This is a genomic window from Sutterella sp. AM11-39, assembly GCF_003472385.1.
Taxonomy (GTDB): Bacteria; Pseudomonadota; Gammaproteobacteria; order Burkholderiales; family Burkholderiaceae_F; genus Duodenibacillus; species Duodenibacillus intestinigallinarum.
In genome coordinates this window covers 94,772-113,464 of sequence record NZ_QRLV01000007.1, presented here as the reverse complement: position 1 = coordinate 113,464, position 18,693 = coordinate 94,772, and the positions used below count along the sequence as shown (strand labels likewise).

Genomic DNA, 18,693 nt, shown 5'->3' with positions numbered 1-18,693 from the left:
TCATGCCTGAAATTTTGTATACGCGCCAGCATTGCCCGATTTTTTATCGTGCGATGCACGATCGGCCTTATATCCCCTGGCTGATCAGGGGCTTTACGGCCTCTACTGTAAAAACAGGCACGACATAGGCTGGGAAAAAAGATGCACAGCCAAAACAGTTTTGATCAAACAAGTTTCGACTGTGCGATTTTTCTTCCGATTCCAAGGTTATTTGTCGATCTGACTCTCGGTGAACGGATCAGCACGGTGACCAACCAGCTTAATTTGACCGAATTCTTCGTCGAACTTCTTCCATTCATCAGCAGAAAGCGACAGAGAGGCCGCTCGCAGATCTTCATCAAGGTGTTTCGGGTTGGTGGTGCCCGGAATCGGAGCAATGTGCTTGCCGCGAGAGAGCACCCAACCGAGAACAAACTCAGCCGGCGTGCAACCGCTCTGCTTTGACCATTTCGCTACCAAGTGTACGAATGGCATATTGGCCTTGAGCGCTTCGGGCGTGAACATCGGCAATGTGGCGCGTCGATCGTTCTTGGGGAAAGTGGAGTTTTCGTTAATTTGTCCGAGAGGGAAGGCGCGGCACAGCGGGCAGTAGGGGACAAAACCAATGCCAAGTTCAGCAAGCGTCGGGAAGATCTTGGTTTCCGGTTCGCGCCACCAAATAGCGTATTCCGATTGAATGGCCGTAAGTGGCGTGACTGCATGAGCATGGCGAATGCTACGAGCGGAAGCTTCCGACAAGCCCCAATGCAGAACCTTGCCTTCCTTGATTAGCTCGCCCACGGTTCCCGCAACATCTTCCATCGGAATCTTCGGGTCGACGCGGTGTTGGTAGAGAAGGTCAATATGGTCGGTACGCAGGCGCTTTAACGATCCTTCCACGGCTCGACGCAGATGCTTGGGTTCGCTGTTGAGAGCCGTCGGCTTTCCTTCTTCAACACCGAAGCCAAATTTAGTGGCAATGACCACTTTGTCGCGCACGGGCTGAAGTGCTTCGCCGACCCATGTCTCGCTCGTATACGGACCATAAACCTCAGCCGTATCGAAGAACGTGCAGCCTTCGTCGAAGGCGCGGCGAATAAGCGCAACCATGTCCTTCTTTTCAAACTTGCCGCCGTAGTAACCGACCATCGGGAGGCAACCCAGACCGACCGCGGAAACTTCCAGCGGTGAGGCTCGACCCAATGTACGGCGCTGCGTGATCAGTGTTGTCGGTTGGCCGGCAGCAGGCTCCGCTCCGGCAAACGGGGAGGCCGCCATCATGGCAACAGCGGCGGTACACGATAAAAAATCTCGACGAGACTTCTCAAAACCATTCATCAACATGACAGTGTTTCCTTCAAACGAGTGCCGATACAGCCTCGGTTAGTGCCATGGTAGGGCAGAAAATCCAACGATTCCAATGGTTTATTTTCATCGAAATTTATAAAATTCAGGAATAAATATTCCGAGAAGTCAAACGATGGATATCAAGCAGCTCCGTTACTTCGTGGAAGTGGCGCGGCGCCGCAGCTTTACCGCCGCGGCCGCTGCTCTGTACGTGACGCAGCCCGCGTTGTCGCGACAGATTGCCGACCTTGAAGACGAACTTGGAGAAGTTTTGTTTGATCGATCGACTCGCCGCATTGCGTTGACGGAAAAAGGAGCGATGCTTTTTCGTCGCGCCGAGAAAATTCTCGAGATGGTGCAACGTGCTCGGGATGAAGTAATGAAGACACAGGAGCTTGCGGGCGAACTCACAATCGCCGCAGCAGAAACACCGGTGATGCAGTTGGTGGCCGATGTCGTAGCTCAATTCACCGAGCAATACCCGGGTGTACGCGTGCAGCTGCAAAGTTCTAATGCGGTGGATGCGGCCTTGAGTCTCAAAATGGGAACGGCTGATTTCGGTGTTTTCAATTTGCCGGCTGATCTGAACGGTCTGGATTTCTTTGTGCTGCCTGAGCAAAACCGTTGGGGACTCATGACACGCCGAGACGGGATCTTTGCTGGTCATGAGAGCGTGCAAACGAAAGAATTGTCTGGAGTCGAACTTTATGTGCCGCGGCAAAAGGCGCTTCAGAATCTTTGGGCTGGCCGAATGGAGGAAGGTTCGCTGAGAATCCGAGGAACCTATAACCTGCTCTATAACGCTTCTTTGTTGGTAAGAAGCGGCGCGCATGTGCTTTGCATCGGTGGAATTCTTCCGGAAGACGATGATGTGATGTTCCTACCGCTGCAGCCGATTCTGACTACGGAAGTGGCGGTGGCGTGGCCGCCGCTGGCGATCAAGAGTCCGCTTACACAGCTCTTTTTGAAGGCTCTGAATGCTGCCGTCGACGCGGATGCGGACAAGGTGACAAGAAAATCTTAGAAAAAGACTTGCATTTTTATTTTTCTTCCGTAAAATACGCATTCTTCGCCGCGCAATGCGACGGAGACAAAAGAAAAATCAGATGTGCGCCAGTAGCTCAGTTGGATAGAGTACCTGGCTACGAACCAGGGGGTCGTGGGTTCGAATCCTGCCTGGCGCACCATCAAAAAGGTTGAGGTCTGCAGTCTGCGGACCTTTCTTTTTATCTGAGACTTTTGTAAGTATTTGATTTTATTGGAAAATTCTTTTCGAGGGAAACTTCAGTAAATCCGAAGTCTCTGCTTTTTGAACTCCGATTGTTTTCCAAGATCACTCCAAATCTGAACGAAAACTGAGGAAAAAAACTCGGTAACGACAGTTCCAGAATAGAAAACGAGGTAACGTCTCCAAAACTCGTTTTTTCAGCCTCAGAGCCAGTTATTCAATCCGGCATACACCAGCATCGAAACAATCACGGTTGCGGCCATATTGCGTGACCATACGGCGACAGCCACGGCGGTGCAAAGCCCCGTGATCGTGATTGGATTGGTGGTCATGAACTGCGGAGCTACGATAGCGGCCATCACGCAACCCGGAGCAGCTTCCAAAGCACGGCGAAACGCTGGTGAAATTGTTCTGTTTCGAAGCAGAAGCCATCCGATCAGGCGCGTGGAATAGGTGGCGCAGAACATGGCAAAAATCGTGAGTGCCTCACGAACATTAGGCAGAGACCAAATATCGGCAATCGGTGTTTCCATAAGAATTCCTTAGCCGGCTTGGTTTTCTGAATGTTGAGGCAGCAAGGCTGCAAGCACGAGTCCCGTCAGCGTTCCCAAAAGGACGCACCAGTGCGATGCCAGCCAGAAACTGCAGACGGCCGAAATGATACCGCTTGCCGTCAAAGGAAGCGCATTTTTGAATCCCGGCCACATCAGTACGATGAGCGTGATGAAGGTAGCGGGAAAGGCCATCGAAAGGCCCCATTGGTTGAGGTCGCCCAGCGTGCCGCCCATAAAGGCACCCAGTGCGGTCGAGCATGTCCATGGCAACCAGAAGCCAAGTCCCGTGCCGACATGAAAGGCGTAGCAGAAACATTCGTCTTCCGGAACGCCCGCGGCTTTTCTCCTTGAGATTTCTTGCATGCTTACGGCCCACACTTCGTCGCACATGAGGAAGAAAGCAAAGAGACTTTTGCCGGTGGAAAGTTTTCTGGTGTAGAGCGACAGTGCCATGCCCATCACAATGTGGCGGCTGTTGATAAGCCAAGTCGTAAAGGCAATCAAAAGCAGCGGGGGAGTCGCTGTCCAAAGAGCGACGGCGGCAAATTCGCTGCCGCCTGCGTAGTTGAAGAAGGACATGGCTGCTGCAGTTGGAACGCTCATGCCTTTATGGCAAGCCTGAGCTCCCAGAATGAAGCCCAACGGAAAGAAGCCCAACCAAAACGGCAGGGCGGCTTTAACGCCGCGAAGAGCATCATGTATGGCGGTTCCGGACATACGGCTTGACGAGAAAAGAAGACTCGTAAAGGATAAACCGTGCCTGGGAAAAATGGCGCTTCGAGACGGACAAAAGTTGATCGAAAGGTCGGATAATGCAGGACCAATCGCTCCGTTCAGTCGTTTCTTCCTTTTTTTTCAGATGATTCTTTTCCTTCAAGGAGCCTCGCATGCGGGTAAAACAACGTTTGCCAAACATCTGGCCAGGCTCACGGGTGCGAGCGTAGTGTCCCTGGATCTGCTCAAAATGGGCCTGATCAAGTCCGGTAACACTGATTTTTCCGGTCTCACACCCGAGGACGACGAGGCGATTGCCGAGCGCCTCTGGCCCATTGTGCGCGAGATGGCACGTGTCGCCGATGAAAACGGTCAGTCGTTGATCATCGAAGGAGTGTCTTTGCCGGTTGTCGAGGCAGGGAGGTTTGCGCACGGATTGGGAAAGAGCCGCGCTGCAGCCTTCGCCATCGTCTTTTCTGAAAAATACATCCGCAACCACTACGAACTTATCTGTCAGAAGGCAAGCGCATCCGAACGTCGTGTGCATCAGGATCCTCCGGCACTGATCGATTTGTTGTCCGACCATGCCTCGATTCGAAGCGATGCCATAAATAACGGCTGGACGCTGCTAGAAATCGATTCCCCGGACGTGTGGGAGCGAAAGATTGGGCGACAGCAGGACTTCCCCGCGGAAATTCTCAAGGCGCTGGCCGCATAATCAACGGCGTTTGTCCGGCGTCAAAGCGCAAAAGAGCAAAGAATCTTCGGCGCGGCGTATAGTGAAGAGCATGTCTTTCGTCGCCAACTTGGTTCTCAAAATCCATGAGCAGCGATCTTTGGTTCTTTGCCTTCGTGGCCTTCGTTGCCTGTGTGACGCCGGGCGCCGGCGTGCTCTACACCGTTACTTCCTCGTTTAGACTGGGAAAAAGCGGAGCTTGGGCGGCACCGTTGGGTAACTGCACAGGCATCATCGCGATGTCAATTGTTTCGGCTACCGGGTTGGGTGCCGTTATTCAGGCAACGCCTGCGCTGTTTTACGGACTTCAGGCCGTTGGCGCGCTGATGCTGGTCTGGTTCGGATGGAAGAACTGGAAGGCTAAGCCCATTAATCTGACTGCGGCCGGAAACAATCCCGCGGTGGAAGACAAGGTACGCTCGCACAATCTGCGCTCGGCATACGTCGGTGCGATGCTGTTGCAGACCACAAATCCCATGCTGATCGTGTTCCTGCTCTCGCTGCTGCCGCAGTTCATCACGCCGCAGCACGACTACGTCTCCCGCATGACGACGCTGATCAGCATCTTCGCGGCCGTGGGCCTCACCGTTCATCTTGGCTACGGCTTTGTGGCGGCCATTGCTTCACACCATCTGCAAAACAAGAAGTTTTTGTTCTGGGTCAACAAGGTGAGTGCCGTGTTGTTTTGGCTCTTGGCCATCGGCGTTTTCTGGTCGCTATTTACCATGCTTCAAGCGGCGTGACGAAACAGAAACGAAAAAGGCGCCGCCTCCGACAATGGAGCAGCGCCTTTGAGCTCTTGGAAGGCTCGAATTAGAAGCCGGCCTTTTTCAGACCTTCTTCAATGCGGGCAAGCACGGTCTGCTTGCCGAAGAGCTCCAGCGTCTTGTCGATCTGCGGAACTTTGTCGGCACCGCAAACGAGCACGCGAAGCGGAGTGGCAACCGGGCCCATCTTGATGCCCTGGGCTTCCATGACGCTCTTGATGACGCCATAGATTTCGGGAGCCTTGAAGTTTTCAAGAGCTTTGATGCCTTCCACAAAAGCGGCAAGCGCCTTGCGGTTTTCTTCGGTCAAAGCGGCCTGGAGGGCTTCTTCGGTGGGCTCTGCGGGCTTGTAGAAGAAGAGAGCCTGATCGGCAAGCGCTTCGAGCGTTGCGGCACGGGTCTTAAGAAGGGCGCAGACGCCAGCCAGATCGGGGCCGCCGTCAACGACGCCGCCACGCTTTTCAATGCGGGCTTTGACGAGTCCGGCCAAACGCTGATCGTCGGCTTCCTTCATGTACTGAGCGTTGAGCCATTCGAACTTCTTGAAGTCAATACGAGCGGCAGCCTTGGAGACGCCGCGTAGCTCGAACACTTCGGCGAGTTCTTCGCGCGTGAACTTTTCCATGTTGCCGTGGCCCCAGCCGAGGCGAGCCAGGTAGTTGAATACGGCTTCGGGCAGGAAGCCTCGGGCTTCGTATTCCATGACGGACACCGAGCCGTGGCGCTTGGAGAGCTTCTGGCCGTCGGGACCGTTGATGAGCGGCAGGTGCGCAAACACCGGTACTTCAGCGCCCAGAGCTTTGTAGAGGTTGATCTGGCGAGGCGTGTTGTTGATGTGGTCGGCACCGCGGATCACATGGCTCACCTTCATGTCCCAATCGTCGATCACAACGGCAAAGTTGTAAGTGGGAATGCCGTCGCGCATGATGATGAGGTCGTCGAGCTCTTTGTTGGCGATGGTGATGCGGCCGTAAACGGCATCGTCCCAGGTCACTTCACCGTCGTCGGGATTGCGGAAGCGAATGACGGGCTTGACGCCTTCGGGAATGGGCTTGCCCACGCAGTTCTCAGGGCGCCAGCGGCCGTCGTAACGCGGCTTGATACCGGCAGCGCGCTGGGCTTCACGCATGGCGTCGAGCTCTTCGGGCGTGGCGTAGCACTTATATGCCAAACCCTTGGCGAGCATTTCATCGACGACTTCACGGTAACGTTCCAGGCGATCCATCTGATAGATCGGACCTTCATCGTAATCGAGGTTGAGCCACTTCATCGAGTCGAGAATGACTTGCGTGGCTTCTGCTGTGGAGCGCTTCTGATCGGTGTCTTCGATACGAAGCAGGAACTTGCCGCCGAAGTGACGTGCAACGGCCCAGCAGTAGATGGCGGTACGGGCGGTGCCCAAGTGCATCATGCCCGTCGGGGACGGTGCGATGCGAGTGCGAATTTCTTTCATTGTTCTTTGAGAGGAAAAAGTCTGTGCGCGAAGGCGCAATCGACACAAATCAGACGAAACGACGCCCCGATGTTTTTTCGGTGCGTTTGCGTCAGAGACACCGCATTTTAGCCGAGTCGCTAAAGGCCTGTTCGTTAAAGCGCGTGTGCTCGACACATGGATGCAATCAAGAAGGCACAACAAAAAGCCGCCCAAACGAGGACGGCTTATTCAAGAGTAGGTGAGGTTTCGATCAGAAGACCGGAACCACGCCGCCCTTGTAGGTGTTGATCATGTATTCCTTGACCTTGGGGCTCGTGAGCGCCTTCACGAGAGCCTGCACGGCCGGGTTCTGTTCGTCGCCCAAGCGGCAGGCGACAACGACGGCGTAGGGGCTGTCCTTGTTTTCAAGGTAGATGGAGTCCTTGATCGGATTCAAGCCGACACCCAGGGCATAGTTGGAGTTGACGATCGCGACGTCAACATCGTCGAGAGTGCGTGGTACCTGTGCGGCTTCTACTTCGGTAAAGCGCAGACGCTTGGGATTGTCGGCGATGTCCAAGGGTGTTGCGGTGGCGCCGGCTCCGTCCTTAAGTTTGATGACGCCCGCTGACTGCAGCAGCAACAACGCGCGGCCGCCGTTGGCAGGATCGTTGGGAATGGAGATGCGCGCGCCCTTGGGCAGGTCGTTTAGCGACTTGACGCGTTTGGAGTATGCGGCCATCGGCAGAATGTGAATCGGTGCAACGGAGGCGATCTTAAGGCCTCGACTCTTGACGGCGTCGTCTAGAAAGGGTTTGTGCTGGTAGTAGTTAGCAGTGACTTCTTTGGCGTCAAGGGCGATGTTGGGGCTCACGAAGTCGGAGAATTCGACGACCTTTAGGTCGTACCCTTGTGCTTTGAGGTCCGGCGCGACCAAACGGAGAATATCGCCGTGCGGAACGGGGGTGGCGGCCACAGTGAGTTCGGCCGCGGTGAGCCCCGCGGAGAGAAGCGACAACAAGGCCGCGGTCAGAATCTGCTTTTTCACGTCAAATGCTCCCAGAAATGTTCTTATTTTCGGTTTTCCAACTATAACCGAGCATCGGAGTGACTTTGATACGGCAGAGAAGCAATTTGTGCTGTTTTCGGTGTTTTCTTGCGGTATTACCTTGAGCGCAAACAAAACCGACGCTGTTTCCACTCGGAAGCAGCGTCGGTGAGTCGTTCGTTCAGAATGGAATCAAACGCTTATCAGCAGCGCTTGGCGAGTTCTTCGGCCTTGCCGACGTAGGTCGCAGGCGTCAGTTCCATCAGACGTTCCTTGGCTTCGGCCGGGATTTCCAGCGTGGTGATGAATTCACGCATGGTCTGAGCATCCATATGGCCCTTGCCGCGGGTCAGAGCCTTGAGCTTTTCGTAGGGCTTCGGAACACCGTAGCGGCGCATCACGGTCTGGACGGCTTCGGCGAGCACTTCCCAGGCGCGGTTGATGTCGTCGGCAACAACCTGCTCGTTGAGTTCGAGCTTGCCCAGACCACGTTCCAGAGCGGCGTAGGCTACAAAGCAGTAGCCGAAGGCCACACCCAGATTGCGCAGCACCGTGGAGTCGGTAAGGTCGCGCTGCCAGCGGCTGATCGGCAGCTTGCCGGCGAGATGATTCAGAAGAGCGTTGGCGATGCCGAGATTGCCTTCGGAGTTTTCAAAGTCGATCGGATTGACCTTGTGCGGCATCGTGGAGCTGCCGACTTCGCCTTCCTTGAGCTTCTGCTTGAAGAAGCCCATGGAGATGTAGCCCCAGACGTCGCGGTCGAAGTCGATGAGAACCGTGTTGGCGCGTTCGATCTCGTGGAAGAGTTCGGCCATGTAGTCGTGCGGTTCGATCTGGATGGTGTGCGTGTTGAAGGTCACGCCCAGGCGTTCTTCGATCACGCGCTTGCTGTGAGCTTCCCAGTCGTAGTCGGGGTAGGCGATGAGATGGGCGTTGAAGTTACCCACGGCGCCGTTCATCTTGGCGTAGAACTTGACGGTTTCGATCGCTTCGATGATGCGGGTCAGACGCACGGCGACGTTGGCCATTTCCTTGCCGACCGTCGTCGGACTGGCAGTCTGGCCGTGCGTGCGCGAAAGCATCGGAACGGCGGCCCAGCGGTGCGCAAATTCACGGATGTGATCGCGGATGGCGGTGAGGCGTTCCACGAGAGCCTTGCGGCCAGCGGTGAGCATCAGCGCATGGCTCGTGTTGTTGATGTCTTCGCTCGTGCAAGCGAAGTGCACGAATTCGGAGGCCTTGGCAAGTTCTTCGTCGTGAGCGACCTTTTCCTTGATCCAGTATTCCACGGCCTTGACGTCGTGGTTGGTGCGGGCTTCGATCGTCTTGATTTCTTCGCAGTCGCTTTCCGTGAAGTTGTCGGCCAAGCCGCGCAGGAATGCCTGACCGTGTGCGCTGATCGGAGCGAGTTCTTCAAAACCGGCTTCCGACAAAGCGATCAGCCATTCGACTTCAACGCGCACGCGGGCGTTCATGAAAGCCGATTCGGAGAAAATGCCGCGCAGGACTTCACATTGACGGGCATAACGACCGTCAAGAGGACTCAGGGCGGTAAGAGAGGAAAGTGTCTGCATAGGTGCTTAAATAAAAGAAAAGAGGCGCAAAAAGAATAAGCGCCCGGAGTTTCTGATCAATCCCATTATTTTACCGCGTCCGAGGCCTGTCTTTTCGAGCTTTCGACAAACAGAACCTTTACCGGGATTTGCCTTGTCTTTACGTTTCTTTGCGAGAGCTCGGCGTAAAGTTCACCTTAAGAAAACAGCCGAGCGAGAAAACAAAAAGCTCGCCGGATGACACAGGAAAAAACAGCTGCTTTACGGAAACAGCACTTCCAGAAAGCAGGTGCCTTAACCGAATAAGACACGTTAGAGGTTGATTATGAAAGTGAAGACTCCCCTTGCAGCAGTTGCCTTTGCAACAATCGCCGGTTTTGCCGGAATGGCTTTCGCCGCTTCGAATGCCGCTCCGACCACGACAAATGCCCCTTGCGTTGAGCAGATGCGCGCCGATTACGCCGAACTCGCACAGGCCATGAATCTTACCGGTCCCGCCAAGCAGGCGTTCGACAAGTACGTCGCCAGCCGTCAGGACATCGCCGGCAAGCACTTTGCCTGGCACGAAGCCCGCGACGGCAAGCGCCCGGCCAATCGTGAAGAAGCCATGCGTTTCCGCGCCGAACACATGAAAGTTCGTGCTGACATGCTCGAGCAGATCGCTTCGGCCCGTGAACTGCTCGACAAGAGCCTCACGCCCGAACAGCAGGCCATGATGGACGAGTATGAGCCCCGCTACGGAGTGGGTCCGGGTTACGGCCGTGGCATGGGACCCCGCGCCGGCATGAACGGTCCGCGCCACCACTATCGCGGTCATCGCGGTGACTGGGGCTACGGTCCCGGTTACGGCCCGGGTTGCGCCGGCGGTCCCGGTTGTGTCTACAACAATGGCCCGCGTTGCGGAGACGGCTGGGGTTGGCATGGTCCCCGCCATGGCTACGGCCAGTATGGTTATGGCCCCGGTTGCCGCTGGTAAGCCTTAAGTTAGAATCCTTTACATGAGGATTCAGGCCCGCACCTCTGACTGCAGTCAATGCAGCAAGCTGGGTGCGGGTTTTTCATTTTTAGGAGCAAGCCACGTGACAAGAAGGTTCGAGAACGTGAGCCTTTTTGACGATACGCCCCCGATGTCCGGCCCCGTTGTTGCCGAGCCGGCCGATCGGGATCTTGTGCGTACGGCGCAGAAGCTGCCGCGCAACATCTATCTGGGAACGTCGAGCTGGAATTTCCCCGGGTGGAGAGGCATCGTTTGGTCGCATGCCTCCGGCTTGTCACAGCTTTCTCAACAGGGGTTGCCCGCATACTCCAAGTATCCGATTTTTCGAACGGTCGGCATTGACAGAGCCTTCTATCGGCCTTTGCAGAAAAATGTTTATGCCGGTTTTGCCGATCAGGTGCCAGACGACTTTCGCTTTCTTGTCAAAGCGCCTCAGATCGTCTGCGACAGTGTGCTGCGTGATCACACGGGCAGGCCCATGCACGCCAATCCCGATTACCTTAACGCCGATCGGGCGCTCGAGGAATTTGTGCTGCCCGCCGTGGAAGGACTTGGAAACAAAGCCGGCGTACTCGTTTTTGAGATGCCCAACATTCCGCGGCACGCCCTGATTGAGCGTCCTGCGCAATACGCAGCCATCGCCACGATGGCGGACTTCTTTTCCCAGATTAAGTCGAGGATGCCGACGCAATCCGTGACGTTTGCCGTCGAAATGCGCACGCGTGTGTTGCTTACGCCGCGCTGGGTAAAGGAAATGGCAAGCACCGGCGTGCGCCCCGTTTTGTCGCTTCATCCTTCGATGCCGAGCATCATGCGTCAAACCGATATGCTGAGGCTTTTTGATGCTCCGGGCGTTGAAGTCGGCCCTTGGCAGGCTGCCGGAGACATCGTTATTCGTTGGTCGCTCGCTGCCGGAGGCACCTACTCGGGACTTAAGCGCGATTGGGCGCCCTTTAACAGGATTCAACAGGAAGACATCGTGGCGCGAGAGGGCATCGTTTGGCTTTTAAAGCTTGCCAAAGCGTCCGGTGTGCGAGCTTTCGTTGTGGCCAATAACAAAGCCGAGGGCTGCGCGCCGCTTACCATGCGCGCCATTGCCGAGAGTTTGACCGGTACCTGGCAAAAAGGGAAGCCGGAGTAACCGTACTTCGCTTCAAAGTGTTAACGACGAGGACCGCCGCCGGGACCGCCCGGACCTCCGCCGCCAGGCCCAGGGCCTCCGGGACCACCAGCTGGTCCACCGCCGGGACCGCCGGCGCCGGGGCCGCCGGGAGGCGGACCGGGACGACGATGATGATGCGGACAGCCTGTCAAAACCAATGCCGATAAGGCAATGGCTGCTGCCAGTAATGTGCGTCTCTTTTCCATACGTTATCCCTTGTTTGAAACACAGGAGGTATCGGCTTCTCAAAGAGGATACCAGGTTGATTTTACGGGAGATTTTGGCTGATTTTGACGCGATCGGAGGCGAAATTCAGCGTTGCCGACGTTGAATAAAAAACAAAGTGGACTTCCGATTTTATCCAAAGTCAACTTTCGGATTTATCAGGATTCTTTGCTCACAGAGTTCGTTTCTCGAAGGACTGACTGAATTAGGACCAGACACTAATTGGGGCGTTTCTTGCCTCGGGCTCAAAGGTCACCCCTTCGGCGGGAGTACCGATTGTGATCCAGGCAACGAGTTTCTCGGATCCATCTTTACAGAAAGCCGCTTGAAGAATCGGGCTTTCAAGGATGGATCCCGAAAGTGTGATGGCGCCGAACCCTTGAACCTTGAGTGCCAACAGGAACTGCTCCAATGCGGCACCGGCAGAAATCAGGGATTCCGTAGCGTTGCCGTTGGCAGACAGGTTCACCACGAAGGCGACAAGCAAAGGCCCCTTGAAGGCTTTGCTGGCGGCGCGTTCCTGTTTTTCTTCATCGGAGCCCTGCATGGCGGCTGCGCCGCGAAAGAGTTCGGCTAGTTTGTCGCGCTTGATGTCAGGGATGACGACGAAGCGGCAGGGAAAATCGTCGCCATGCACCGGGGCGCGCAGGGCGGCGCGGGCAGCGGTCTCGATCTGATCTTTCGTCGGAAACGGCAGCGTCAGATACTTGGGCTTGAGACTGCGGCGGGGGAGAAGAGCATTTAAAAGTTCGTTGGCCATGTCCGGTCCTCTAAAAGTTGTCCTTTGGATTCTAGAACCAACGACCGGCAACAAGGCACACCGGGGGAGGGTTGTTCGGTTTTGCAAAGAATTCTCTCCGCGGATTCGAATCTAGCGGGGAGTAGGTCGGTTGTTTTCGTGGTTTAGCGTTTATCCGTGAAGCTGCATTGGAACGTGCTCATGCCGAACATACTAAAAAAAGCCGCATCCAATGAAGAATGCGGCTTTGAAGGCAACTGTTGAGAAATGACAGTTGCGGACCCTTATATCAGAGGAGACTTAAATTTTTTCCAGGCGCACAGGAATACCGGTACGGCAGTTGCCGGCTGCCCAGTAGTCGTTAAGTGCAGAAACCTTGCCCGGACGCGTTGGGTCATACGGCACCAAGTGGTTGACTGCTACACCTCCGGCGCGAGCTTTGATGCCAGGTAGTTTCTTGCCGTCAACGATGCGGTCTTCCGCGCCGTAAGCCCAGTGTCCGTATGCATGAGCAATACAGACTGCACCCGGTGCGACACCTTCGTCGCAGTAGAGAATGCCCTGAGCCGGTGTGCCGTTGGGGCTTACGATGCGAACTTTGTCGCCCTTCTTCAGGCCAAGCTTCTTAGCGGTGGCGGAGTGTACTTGCACGAAGTTCTCGGGAGAGATTTCCGTGCAGTGAGCAAAGGCAACGGAGTAGTTGCTGCGCAAAATGGGCTTAAAGCTGCTCATGAGCAACGGGAAGTCTTTTTTACTCCAATGCTTGCTCCAGCTGTCACCGTTAAAGAAGCGGGGTTCGTCAAGCACGGGCACGCCCGGATAAGGCTTGCCGGAGTAGCAGTGACGAATGGCAGGCATGGCAGGATTGAAGAATTGCAGATACTTGCCGCCGCCGTTGAACATGAAGTTGCCGTTGTAGCGCTCGGGTTCGTCATAGTAACCGCCGCGAGACAGCAAGGCTTCGACCTTGGCGGCCTCAGCTTTGGTCAGACGCGGAGAAACCATCTTCATTGCGCGATCCAGACCGGCAAATTTACGGTCGGAGGCCGTCACCTTGGGCAGGTTTGCGCACTGTTCGGCGACGTTGCTCAAATAGCGTGCATACCAGTCGTCATAGGTAAGCAAATCCGCTTTGCCGCCATCTTTTTTAGCGATAGCTCCCTTGCCGAAGCCCGGAAGCTTCATGGCTGCTGCGCAGTCAAAGAGGAACTCTTCCATGCAGACATGGCGTCCTTTCTTATTGACAACGGTTCGCGGCTCAACGACCGGAACTCCTGCCACGACGCAGACATTAAAGTTGCCCCACGTACGGTCGCAAGCGTATTCCTCGTACATGACACGATCAGGGATGATGTAGTCGGCGTAGCAATTCGTCTCATTGATGAAAGCGTCAATTGCGACAAACAGCGGCAAAGACTTGGGATCTTTAACTGCATCAATGACTTTGGAGTTAATGCTTGATGCGCTGTAGAGCACATTACTGCGCCAATTGATGAGAGCCTTGGCAGGATACGGATCCTTGTTGGCCAAAGCTACAAACATCTCCGCAGCATTGCCCGCCACGTAACCCGGGTTCATCGGGTGATACACATGGCTGGCGGGGTAGGGGTTCTTGCCTGCTTTGACCTTTTCTTTGTATTCGGTCGAATCTTCGTAGGGAGCATTGAAGCAGACATTCATGGTGGCTGTTTGTTCAGCAGCCCCGGCAACCTCACCAAGGTTGTAGTTTCCTTCAAAGCCCATGAAGGCGCCGTTGCCGTATAGGGCGCCGCCCTTGACGTCATGACTGCCCGCGAGCGAATTAAGGATGCAAAGCAACCAGGCGCTCATGATGGCATCAGCACCGTTGTTGCCGGCATTGGAGACGGCGACAACTCGGCGGTTGTGCGAGCAGAACTCCCGTGCAATTTCCTGCATACGTTCAACCGATGCGCCGCATCGCTGAGAGTACTCCTTCATGGAATAGCGAAGGGCCTCTTTACGCAGAAGTTCAAGGCTTGATACGAGACGAACGCTGGAGCCGTCGGTCTTTTTGAAGGAACCGTCCACAAAAAGGTCGGCCGGACCGGCTGTTTCGGCATTGACCAACTTACCGTCGACAGCGACGACGCCTTGGGCATCCTTACCCAAGCCGAAATCTTTGGCCAGAGCCGGCGTTTGCGTCTTAATGTCAATCAACAGCGTTGCATTGGTCCAGTTGATTTCGCCGTTTTTCTTGGCGCAAGCTTCGTTGGGGTTACGCAGGAAAGACTCCAGATAGAGCTTTTCTTCAAAAATCGTGCGTACCAAACCGTAAAGGAATGCAGTATCGCTGCCGGGAAGAATCGGCTGCCAGCGTGCTTCGGTATTGTTCACAACATTGCCGCGCAAAATGGGGTCAACGCAAACGTATTTCACCTTGCGATCGACTCGTGCATCGGCGACAGCGCGACCAAGACGGTTGATACTTGCTCCGGAAGAGCCCGGCGAAGTGCCCATGAAAATGGCGTATTCGAAATTGTTCCAATCGACATCGCACATACCGGCCGCCACTTCGGGGGCCAAGCCGAGCGAATAGCCGACGCCGACTGCAGCGCCGCAGTAGGCATGTTTGGTGCAAAGATTGACGGAGCCGAAGGCCTGCGTGATGAAGCGACGATAAAAGCCGCCGCGCATGGTGTCTTCTTCGTTAAACGTCGCAAAAAGCTGATTGGCGGCCGTGCCGAATTCAGGGTAGCCTTTGCGAGCGGGCGTTTTTAGGTCGCGGATTTTTCTCAGACCGTCGACATGACCTTCGCCAAACAGATTGCCGCCTTCGACAATTTCCTTTACTGCCTGTTCGTAGGAAATGGTCTTCCACTTGTTTTCACCGCGCTTGCCGGCGCGCTTGAGCACTTGAGTGACTCGTCGCGGATCAGTGATGCTGTCGGGGCCCGATGAACCTTTGCCGCAAACCGTTGCGCGATGTTCCAGGCCTGCATCGCCGGTGAGAATTTCAAACGCTTTTTCAACCGGAGTGTTCAGAGGCAAAGGTTTGCCGCCGGAGACTACCTCGCAGTACGGGTTGCCGGCCACTCTCGTGACCGTATTTGTTTTTTCATCCACACGATAGCGAAGACCGCACATATTGTTGCAGGTAAAGCATCGGGTAAAGCCGACGCGGATGCCGTCACGCACCTGCAACTTGCCGTTGACACGGACGAATTCGGGAGCTGCGGCGTTACCGAAGACTGGTTTTTTGATGTCTTGACTCATGTGAAATCCTCTTAACGCTGCCATTGAATCGGTTTGGTCTGAAGCATGGCTTTATCATCGATGTCATCAGGCAGACCGATATAGAAGATGTTGGGTTTGGTGCCAAGGTCGGACAACAGAGCGTAGACCTTGTTTTCTTTAACCAGGCGATAAATTTCGCTGTTTTCGTCATTCAGGTCGCCGAATACGCGAGCCTTGCCGATGCAAGTTTCCACGCAAGCCGGCAACAGCCCTTCCTGTAATCGGTGGATGCAGAAATTGCATTTTTCAGGAGCTGTCTTAAATTCGGGATCAGCCTTACGTGCTCCGTACGGGCAGGCTTTGGTGCAAGCCTGACAGTGGATGCACTTGTTGTAGTCAATGACGACGATTCCGTCTTCGGGACGTTTGTACGTGGCTTTGGCGGGACACACGGCTACGCAGGGCGGGTTGTCGCAATGGTTGCATTGGTGCGGCATCGGCAAGACAGCGCTGCCGAAGGACTTTCCTGTGACCGTGACTTGACTGACGTCGGTTCGGCTGCGGCCGACAGGCGTCTTGTTTTCCATGGCGCAGCTTACGGTGCATGAAAGGCAGCCGGTGCAGCGTCGAACGTCAAAGACCATGGCATAGCGCTTGCCGGGGGTTTTGGCCAAGAGCTGCGCGCTGGGAATCAGGGTAAAAGCCGTTCCTGCCGCCATCATCTCTAGCAGTGAGCGTCGATTGATCAGCATAGTTTTTCTGTGTACGTAGGAGCCGAGCTCCGTCCGAACGAGAATCGTTCGGGCAGAGTTCGGCTGAATTTAGGAGGTAGAGACAGACAAGTTACTTGGAGACCTTGGCGTACCACAGGTTGTGGTTCTGCTTGGCCCAGTTTTCATCGCACTTGCCGTTGATCATGTTCTGCATGCCGCCTTCGCTCATCACAGCGCCCATGAAGATATGGATCACGGTGAAGGCGCCGAGCACGACAGCACTGATGATGTGGATGATCAGAGCCAGCAATGCGCCGTTCTTATCCACTCCGCCGAAAAGATCCGGATAGAGCATCATCAGGCCTGTGACAATCAAGGCCAGGCCGAAGATGAAGACGGTCCAGAAATAAGCCTTCTCACCGGCGTTGGCAAAACCAGCATCCGGATGCTTGGCTTTACCGCCGAAGTTGATGTACCCACCGAGGCAGGCAAACCATTTGGCGTCGCAGCTTTCAGGGAACTGACGAGCAGCCCATTTGATCATGATGATCACGGCGCCGACGATGAAGGGGAAGGCGAAGAAGTTATGGAACATCACGCTTGCATCCACAAAGGAGGCAAAGTGCGTCGGGCTCATCAGAGGCTCGAGCCAGAAGCGGCCGGCACCGATGACCAATCCCGAAAGAATCAGGATCAGGCAGGGAATGGCGGCAAGCCAGTGCAGAGCCACATCAAGCGGAGACCAGCGGTTGATCAGTTTTCCGGAAAAGCCGTTTTCAAGCTTTGCCCGGCCATTGAAGATCACGAAAATCGTGAAGAGAATGGCGACGAGAACAACGCTCATGAAAATGACGTTGCCGATCGTTGCAGCCGATTGAACGAAGGAAAGGTAACCTTCGCTAACGCCTTCGGGCAGATAGGTCTTGGTGTAAGCCGGGTTGCTGGCGTAGCCCAACAATTGAGGAATGTCGTTGTTGACAACATGCTCCTGGACTTGCATCCAAAACTCGGGCTGGTGCACGGCGGTCTCTTCGGCAGCGGCGGCCGCCGTTGTGAGGGTCATGCCGGAAAGGAAAGCCAATTTTTTCATATCGAATCCTTTGTCCCGTGAAGGGAACGGGGAGGTTGAACGACAGCAGTCGTCTCTTCCCCTGACATGGTGTTGCTAAGTGCAATGTCCTTGTGCTGAACCGTGAGCAGTTCGGAAAGCGCCTGTGCCCAAGCGCGCCAGAACGGATGTCTGGCATCCTGCTGCATGGCTTCGAGGAACTTCCCGGCCCAGTGGCCGAGATGTTCAGCCCAGAAGCGAGATGCCGCTTCTCTGAGCAGTTCGGCTTCCTGCGTTTTGCCTTCTTTTTCGTAGGCTGACGCAAAAGCATGCGTGGCGTAACAGAACTCCAGTTCATAGCCGAAGAAGTCAACGGGCTCGTTCATGTCGCCGACAGCGAGTCCGATTTCTTCATAGGAGTACTGAACGGCGGCGCTGAAACGATTGTTCAGCACACGTCTTCCGGTACGCCAGACGCTTTCGTAGGGCGGCACGGTCAGTCGATAAGGACCAATGCACATACGATTGAATTCCGCTTCGGCTTCGTCGGTGTCGCTCGCGGCCTGAGCGCACGCCAGTGCAAGGTCTTTGCGGTCGTATTTCTGAGCCCAGATTCCGAGCTCTTCATAGACCGAGGCCTTGGCAGGATGAAAGACGGGCTCTTTGAACAGCTTCAGAGCCGACACAAACGAATCGATCTGCGAGACAGTCATCAACGACGCTCCCTGATGATGATCATGTTGGGTTCATTGATGCCGTTCTTGTAGCCGATGCCGGAGCGCGAGGCAGATTTCTTGCTCGCGAGCACCTGAGCGATATTGCCGGCTTCAAGACACTTCACAGGGCAGCCGTCGACGCAAGCCGGGTTCAGACCCGCATCAAGCAGCTCAACGCAGAGGTTGCACTTGGCAGCCTTGCCGTCGAGCTTGCTGATGACGATTGCGTCATAGGGGCAAGCGCTCTTGCAGAGACCGCAGCCCGTGCAACGGTTGCGATCAAGCACCACGATGCCGTCGGGACGTTTCGTAAAGCAGTTGGCCGGACAAACCGCCATGCAGCTCGGATTGGTGCAATGCATGCAGGCGTGCGAGAGCCACACGTCGCGGACTCGACCCTCAGCGTCCTTGACCTCATAGAGATCAACCTTGCGGAAGCGAACGTCTTCAGGCAATTCGTTATGAATTTGGCAGGCTACCGTGCATCCGCCGCAACCGACGCAGTTTTCCTGGCGGAAGATGAAGCCTTTTTGCAGTTTATTTGTCATGGTCTATCCT

The 18,693-nt window shown here is 55.2% G+C and carries 18 protein-coding genes and 1 tRNA gene; 6 read left to right on the top strand and 13 right to left on the bottom strand.

Annotated features, from left to right (window positions below; translation table 11 throughout):
• Positions 1 to 207: 207 nt before the first annotated feature.
• Complete coding sequence (locus DW133_RS07265; protein WP_233542143.1) at positions 208 to 1,323, bottom strand: aldo/keto reductase; 1,116 nt, start codon at positions 1,321 to 1,323, stop codon at positions 208 to 210.
• Positions 1,324 to 1,459: 136 nt separating this feature from the next.
• Here DW133_RS07265 and DW133_RS07260 point away from each other — a divergent pair, with 136 nt between their 5' ends.
• Both DW133_RS07260 and DW133_RS07255 read left to right on the top strand, forming a co-directional pair.
• A complete protein-coding gene (locus DW133_RS07260) occupies positions 1,460 to 2,350 on the top strand; it encodes a LysR family transcriptional regulator (RefSeq protein WP_118275982.1) in 891 nt (296 codons plus the stop codon).
• An 86-nt stretch (positions 2,351 to 2,436) separates the two neighbouring features.
• A tRNA-Arg gene (locus DW133_RS07255) sits at positions 2,437 to 2,513 on the top strand.
• A gap of 244 nt (positions 2,514 to 2,757) precedes the next feature.
• On the opposite strand, the gene DW133_RS07250 is transcribed toward DW133_RS07255, so the two are convergent.
• The gene (locus tag DW133_RS07250) at positions 2,758 to 3,087 is read right to left on the bottom strand and encodes an AzlD family protein (RefSeq protein WP_118275981.1); all 330 of its coding nucleotides are present in this window, start codon (positions 3,085 to 3,087) and stop codon (positions 2,758 to 2,760) included.
• A gap of 9 nt (positions 3,088 to 3,096) precedes the next feature.
• Entirely contained in the window at positions 3,097 to 3,825 is a 729-nt protein-coding gene (locus tag DW133_RS07245; RefSeq protein WP_118275980.1) for an AzlC family ABC transporter permease, read from the bottom strand.
• 142 nt (positions 3,826 to 3,967) lie between these two features.
• Between DW133_RS07245 and DW133_RS07240 the strand changes: the two genes are divergently transcribed.
• Both DW133_RS07240 and DW133_RS07235 read left to right on the top strand, forming a co-directional pair.
• Positions 3,968 to 4,540, top strand: a complete 573-nt coding sequence (locus tag DW133_RS07240; RefSeq protein WP_158571149.1) for an AAA family ATPase — start codon at positions 3,968 to 3,970, stop codon at positions 4,538 to 4,540.
• A 104-nt stretch (positions 4,541 to 4,644) separates the two neighbouring features.
• A complete protein-coding gene (locus DW133_RS07235) occupies positions 4,645 to 5,301 on the top strand; it encodes a LysE family translocator (protein ID WP_118275979.1) in 657 nt (218 codons plus the stop codon).
• Positions 5,302 to 5,371: 70 nt separating this feature from the next.
• Here DW133_RS07235 and gltX read toward each other — a convergent pair whose 3' ends face one another.
• The 3 genes from gltX to purB all read right to left on the bottom strand — a co-directional run bounded on the left by gltX (position 5,372) and on the right by purB (position 9,361).
• Entirely contained in the window at positions 5,372 to 6,778 is a 1,407-nt protein-coding gene (gene gltX, locus DW133_RS07230; RefSeq protein WP_118275978.1) for a glutamate--tRNA ligase, read from the bottom strand.
• A gap of 232 nt (positions 6,779 to 7,010) precedes the next feature.
• Positions 7,011 to 7,787, bottom strand: a complete 777-nt coding sequence (locus tag DW133_RS07225; RefSeq protein WP_118275977.1) for a MetQ/NlpA family ABC transporter substrate-binding protein — start codon at positions 7,785 to 7,787, stop codon at positions 7,011 to 7,013.
• 203 nt (positions 7,788 to 7,990) lie between these two features.
• On the bottom strand, positions 7,991 to 9,361 hold the full coding sequence (gene purB / locus DW133_RS07220) for an adenylosuccinate lyase (RefSeq protein ID WP_118275976.1): 1,371 nt from the start codon (positions 9,359 to 9,361) through the stop codon (positions 7,991 to 7,993).
• A 304-nt stretch (positions 9,362 to 9,665) separates the two neighbouring features.
• Between purB and DW133_RS07215 the strand changes: the two genes are divergently transcribed.
• Both DW133_RS07215 and DW133_RS07210 read left to right on the top strand, forming a co-directional pair.
• A complete protein-coding gene (locus tag DW133_RS07215) occupies positions 9,666 to 10,316 on the top strand; it encodes a hypothetical protein (protein ID WP_118275975.1) in 651 nt (216 codons plus the stop codon).
• Between the two features lie 103 nt (positions 10,317 to 10,419).
• Positions 10,420 to 11,478, top strand: a complete 1,059-nt coding sequence (locus DW133_RS07210) for a DUF72 domain-containing protein (protein ID WP_158571148.1) — start codon at positions 10,420 to 10,422, stop codon at positions 11,476 to 11,478.
• Between the two features lie 20 nt (positions 11,479 to 11,498).
• On the opposite strand, the gene DW133_RS07205 is transcribed toward DW133_RS07210, so the two are convergent.
• From DW133_RS07205 to DW133_RS07175, 7 genes are all read right to left on the bottom strand, one after another.
• Positions 11,499 to 11,705, bottom strand: coding sequence for a hypothetical protein (locus DW133_RS07205; protein WP_118275973.1), 207 nt, complete (start codon positions 11,703 to 11,705; stop codon positions 11,499 to 11,501).
• A gap of 224 nt (positions 11,706 to 11,929) precedes the next feature.
• Entirely contained in the window at positions 11,930 to 12,484 is a 555-nt protein-coding gene (locus DW133_RS07200) for a nitroreductase family protein (protein ID WP_118275972.1), read from the bottom strand.
• Between the two features lie 279 nt (positions 12,485 to 12,763).
• Entirely contained in the window at positions 12,764 to 15,697 is a 2,934-nt protein-coding gene (locus DW133_RS07195; RefSeq protein WP_158571147.1) for a molybdopterin dinucleotide binding domain-containing protein, read from the bottom strand.
• An 11-nt stretch (positions 15,698 to 15,708) separates the two neighbouring features.
• Positions 15,709 to 16,410 carry a 4Fe-4S dicluster domain-containing protein gene (locus DW133_RS07190; protein WP_199588845.1) on the bottom strand — a complete coding sequence of 234 codons (702 nt, stop codon included), beginning with the start codon at positions 16,408 to 16,410 and terminating at the stop codon, positions 15,709 to 15,711.
• 91 nt (positions 16,411 to 16,501) lie between these two features.
• Positions 16,502 to 17,461, bottom strand: a complete 960-nt coding sequence (locus DW133_RS07185) for a formate dehydrogenase subunit gamma (RefSeq protein ID WP_118275970.1) — start codon at positions 17,459 to 17,461, stop codon at positions 16,502 to 16,504.
• On the bottom strand, positions 17,458 to 18,132 hold the full coding sequence (locus tag DW133_RS07180; RefSeq protein WP_118275969.1) for a molecular chaperone: 675 nt from the start codon (positions 18,130 to 18,132) through the stop codon (positions 17,458 to 17,460). The genes DW133_RS07185 and DW133_RS07180 overlap by 4 nt, the downstream gene beginning before the upstream one ends.
• The gene (locus DW133_RS07175) at positions 18,132 to 18,683 is read right to left on the bottom strand and encodes a 4Fe-4S dicluster domain-containing protein (RefSeq protein ID WP_118275968.1); all 552 of its coding nucleotides are present in this window, start codon (positions 18,681 to 18,683) and stop codon (positions 18,132 to 18,134) included. Before DW133_RS07175 ends, DW133_RS07180 begins: the two co-directional genes overlap by 1 nt.
• Between the last annotated feature and the right edge of the window lie 10 nt (positions 18,684 to 18,693).

What these genes read in the sequence shown, in the direction of transcription:
- DW133_RS07265 (WP_233542143.1), bottom strand. Translation starts at nt 1,323, where the DNA reads ATGTTGATGAATGGTTTTGAGAAGTCTCGTCGAGATTTTTTATCGTGT.
- DW133_RS07260 (WP_118275982.1), top strand. Translation starts at nt 1,460, where the DNA reads ATGGATATCAAGCAGCTCCGTTACTTCGTGGAAGTGGCGCGGCGCCGC.
- DW133_RS07250 (WP_118275981.1), bottom strand. Translation starts at nt 3,087, where the DNA reads ATGGAAACACCGATTGCCGATATTTGGTCTCTGCCTAATGTTCGTGAG.
- DW133_RS07245 (WP_118275980.1), bottom strand. Translation starts at nt 3,825, where the DNA reads ATGTCCGGAACCGCCATACATGATGCTCTTCGCGGCGTTAAAGCCGCC.
- DW133_RS07240 (WP_158571149.1), top strand. Translation starts at nt 3,968, where the DNA reads ATGATTCTTTTCCTTCAAGGAGCCTCGCATGCGGGTAAAACAACGTTT.
- DW133_RS07235 (WP_118275979.1), top strand. Translation starts at nt 4,645, where the DNA reads ATGAGCAGCGATCTTTGGTTCTTTGCCTTCGTGGCCTTCGTTGCCTGT.
- gltX (WP_118275978.1), bottom strand. Translation starts at nt 6,778, where the DNA reads ATGAAAGAAATTCGCACTCGCATCGCACCGTCCCCGACGGGCATGATG.
- purB (WP_118275976.1), bottom strand. Translation starts at nt 9,361, where the DNA reads ATGCAGACACTTTCCTCTCTTACCGCCCTGAGTCCTCTTGACGGTCGT.
- DW133_RS07215 (WP_118275975.1), top strand. Translation starts at nt 9,666, where the DNA reads ATGAAAGTGAAGACTCCCCTTGCAGCAGTTGCCTTTGCAACAATCGCC.
- DW133_RS07205 (WP_118275973.1), bottom strand. Translation starts at nt 11,705, where the DNA reads ATGGAAAAGAGACGCACATTACTGGCAGCAGCCATTGCCTTATCGGCA.
- DW133_RS07200 (WP_118275972.1), bottom strand. Translation starts at nt 12,484, where the DNA reads ATGGCCAACGAACTTTTAAATGCTCTTCTCCCCCGCCGCAGTCTCAAG.
- DW133_RS07195 (WP_158571147.1), bottom strand. Translation starts at nt 15,697, where the DNA reads ATGAGTCAAGACATCAAAAAACCAGTCTTCGGTAACGCCGCAGCTCCC.
- DW133_RS07190 (WP_199588845.1), bottom strand. Translation starts at nt 16,410, where the DNA reads ATGCTGATCAATCGACGCTCACTGCTAGAGATGATGGCGGCAGGAACG.
- DW133_RS07185 (WP_118275970.1), bottom strand. Translation starts at nt 17,461, where the DNA reads ATGAAAAAATTGGCTTTCCTTTCCGGCATGACCCTCACAACGGCGGCC.
- DW133_RS07180 (WP_118275969.1), bottom strand. Translation starts at nt 18,132, where the DNA reads ATGACTGTCTCGCAGATCGATTCGTTTGTGTCGGCTCTGAAGCTGTTC.
- DW133_RS07175 (WP_118275968.1), bottom strand. Translation starts at nt 18,683, where the DNA reads ATGACAAATAAACTGCAAAAAGGCTTCATCTTCCGCCAGGAAAACTGC.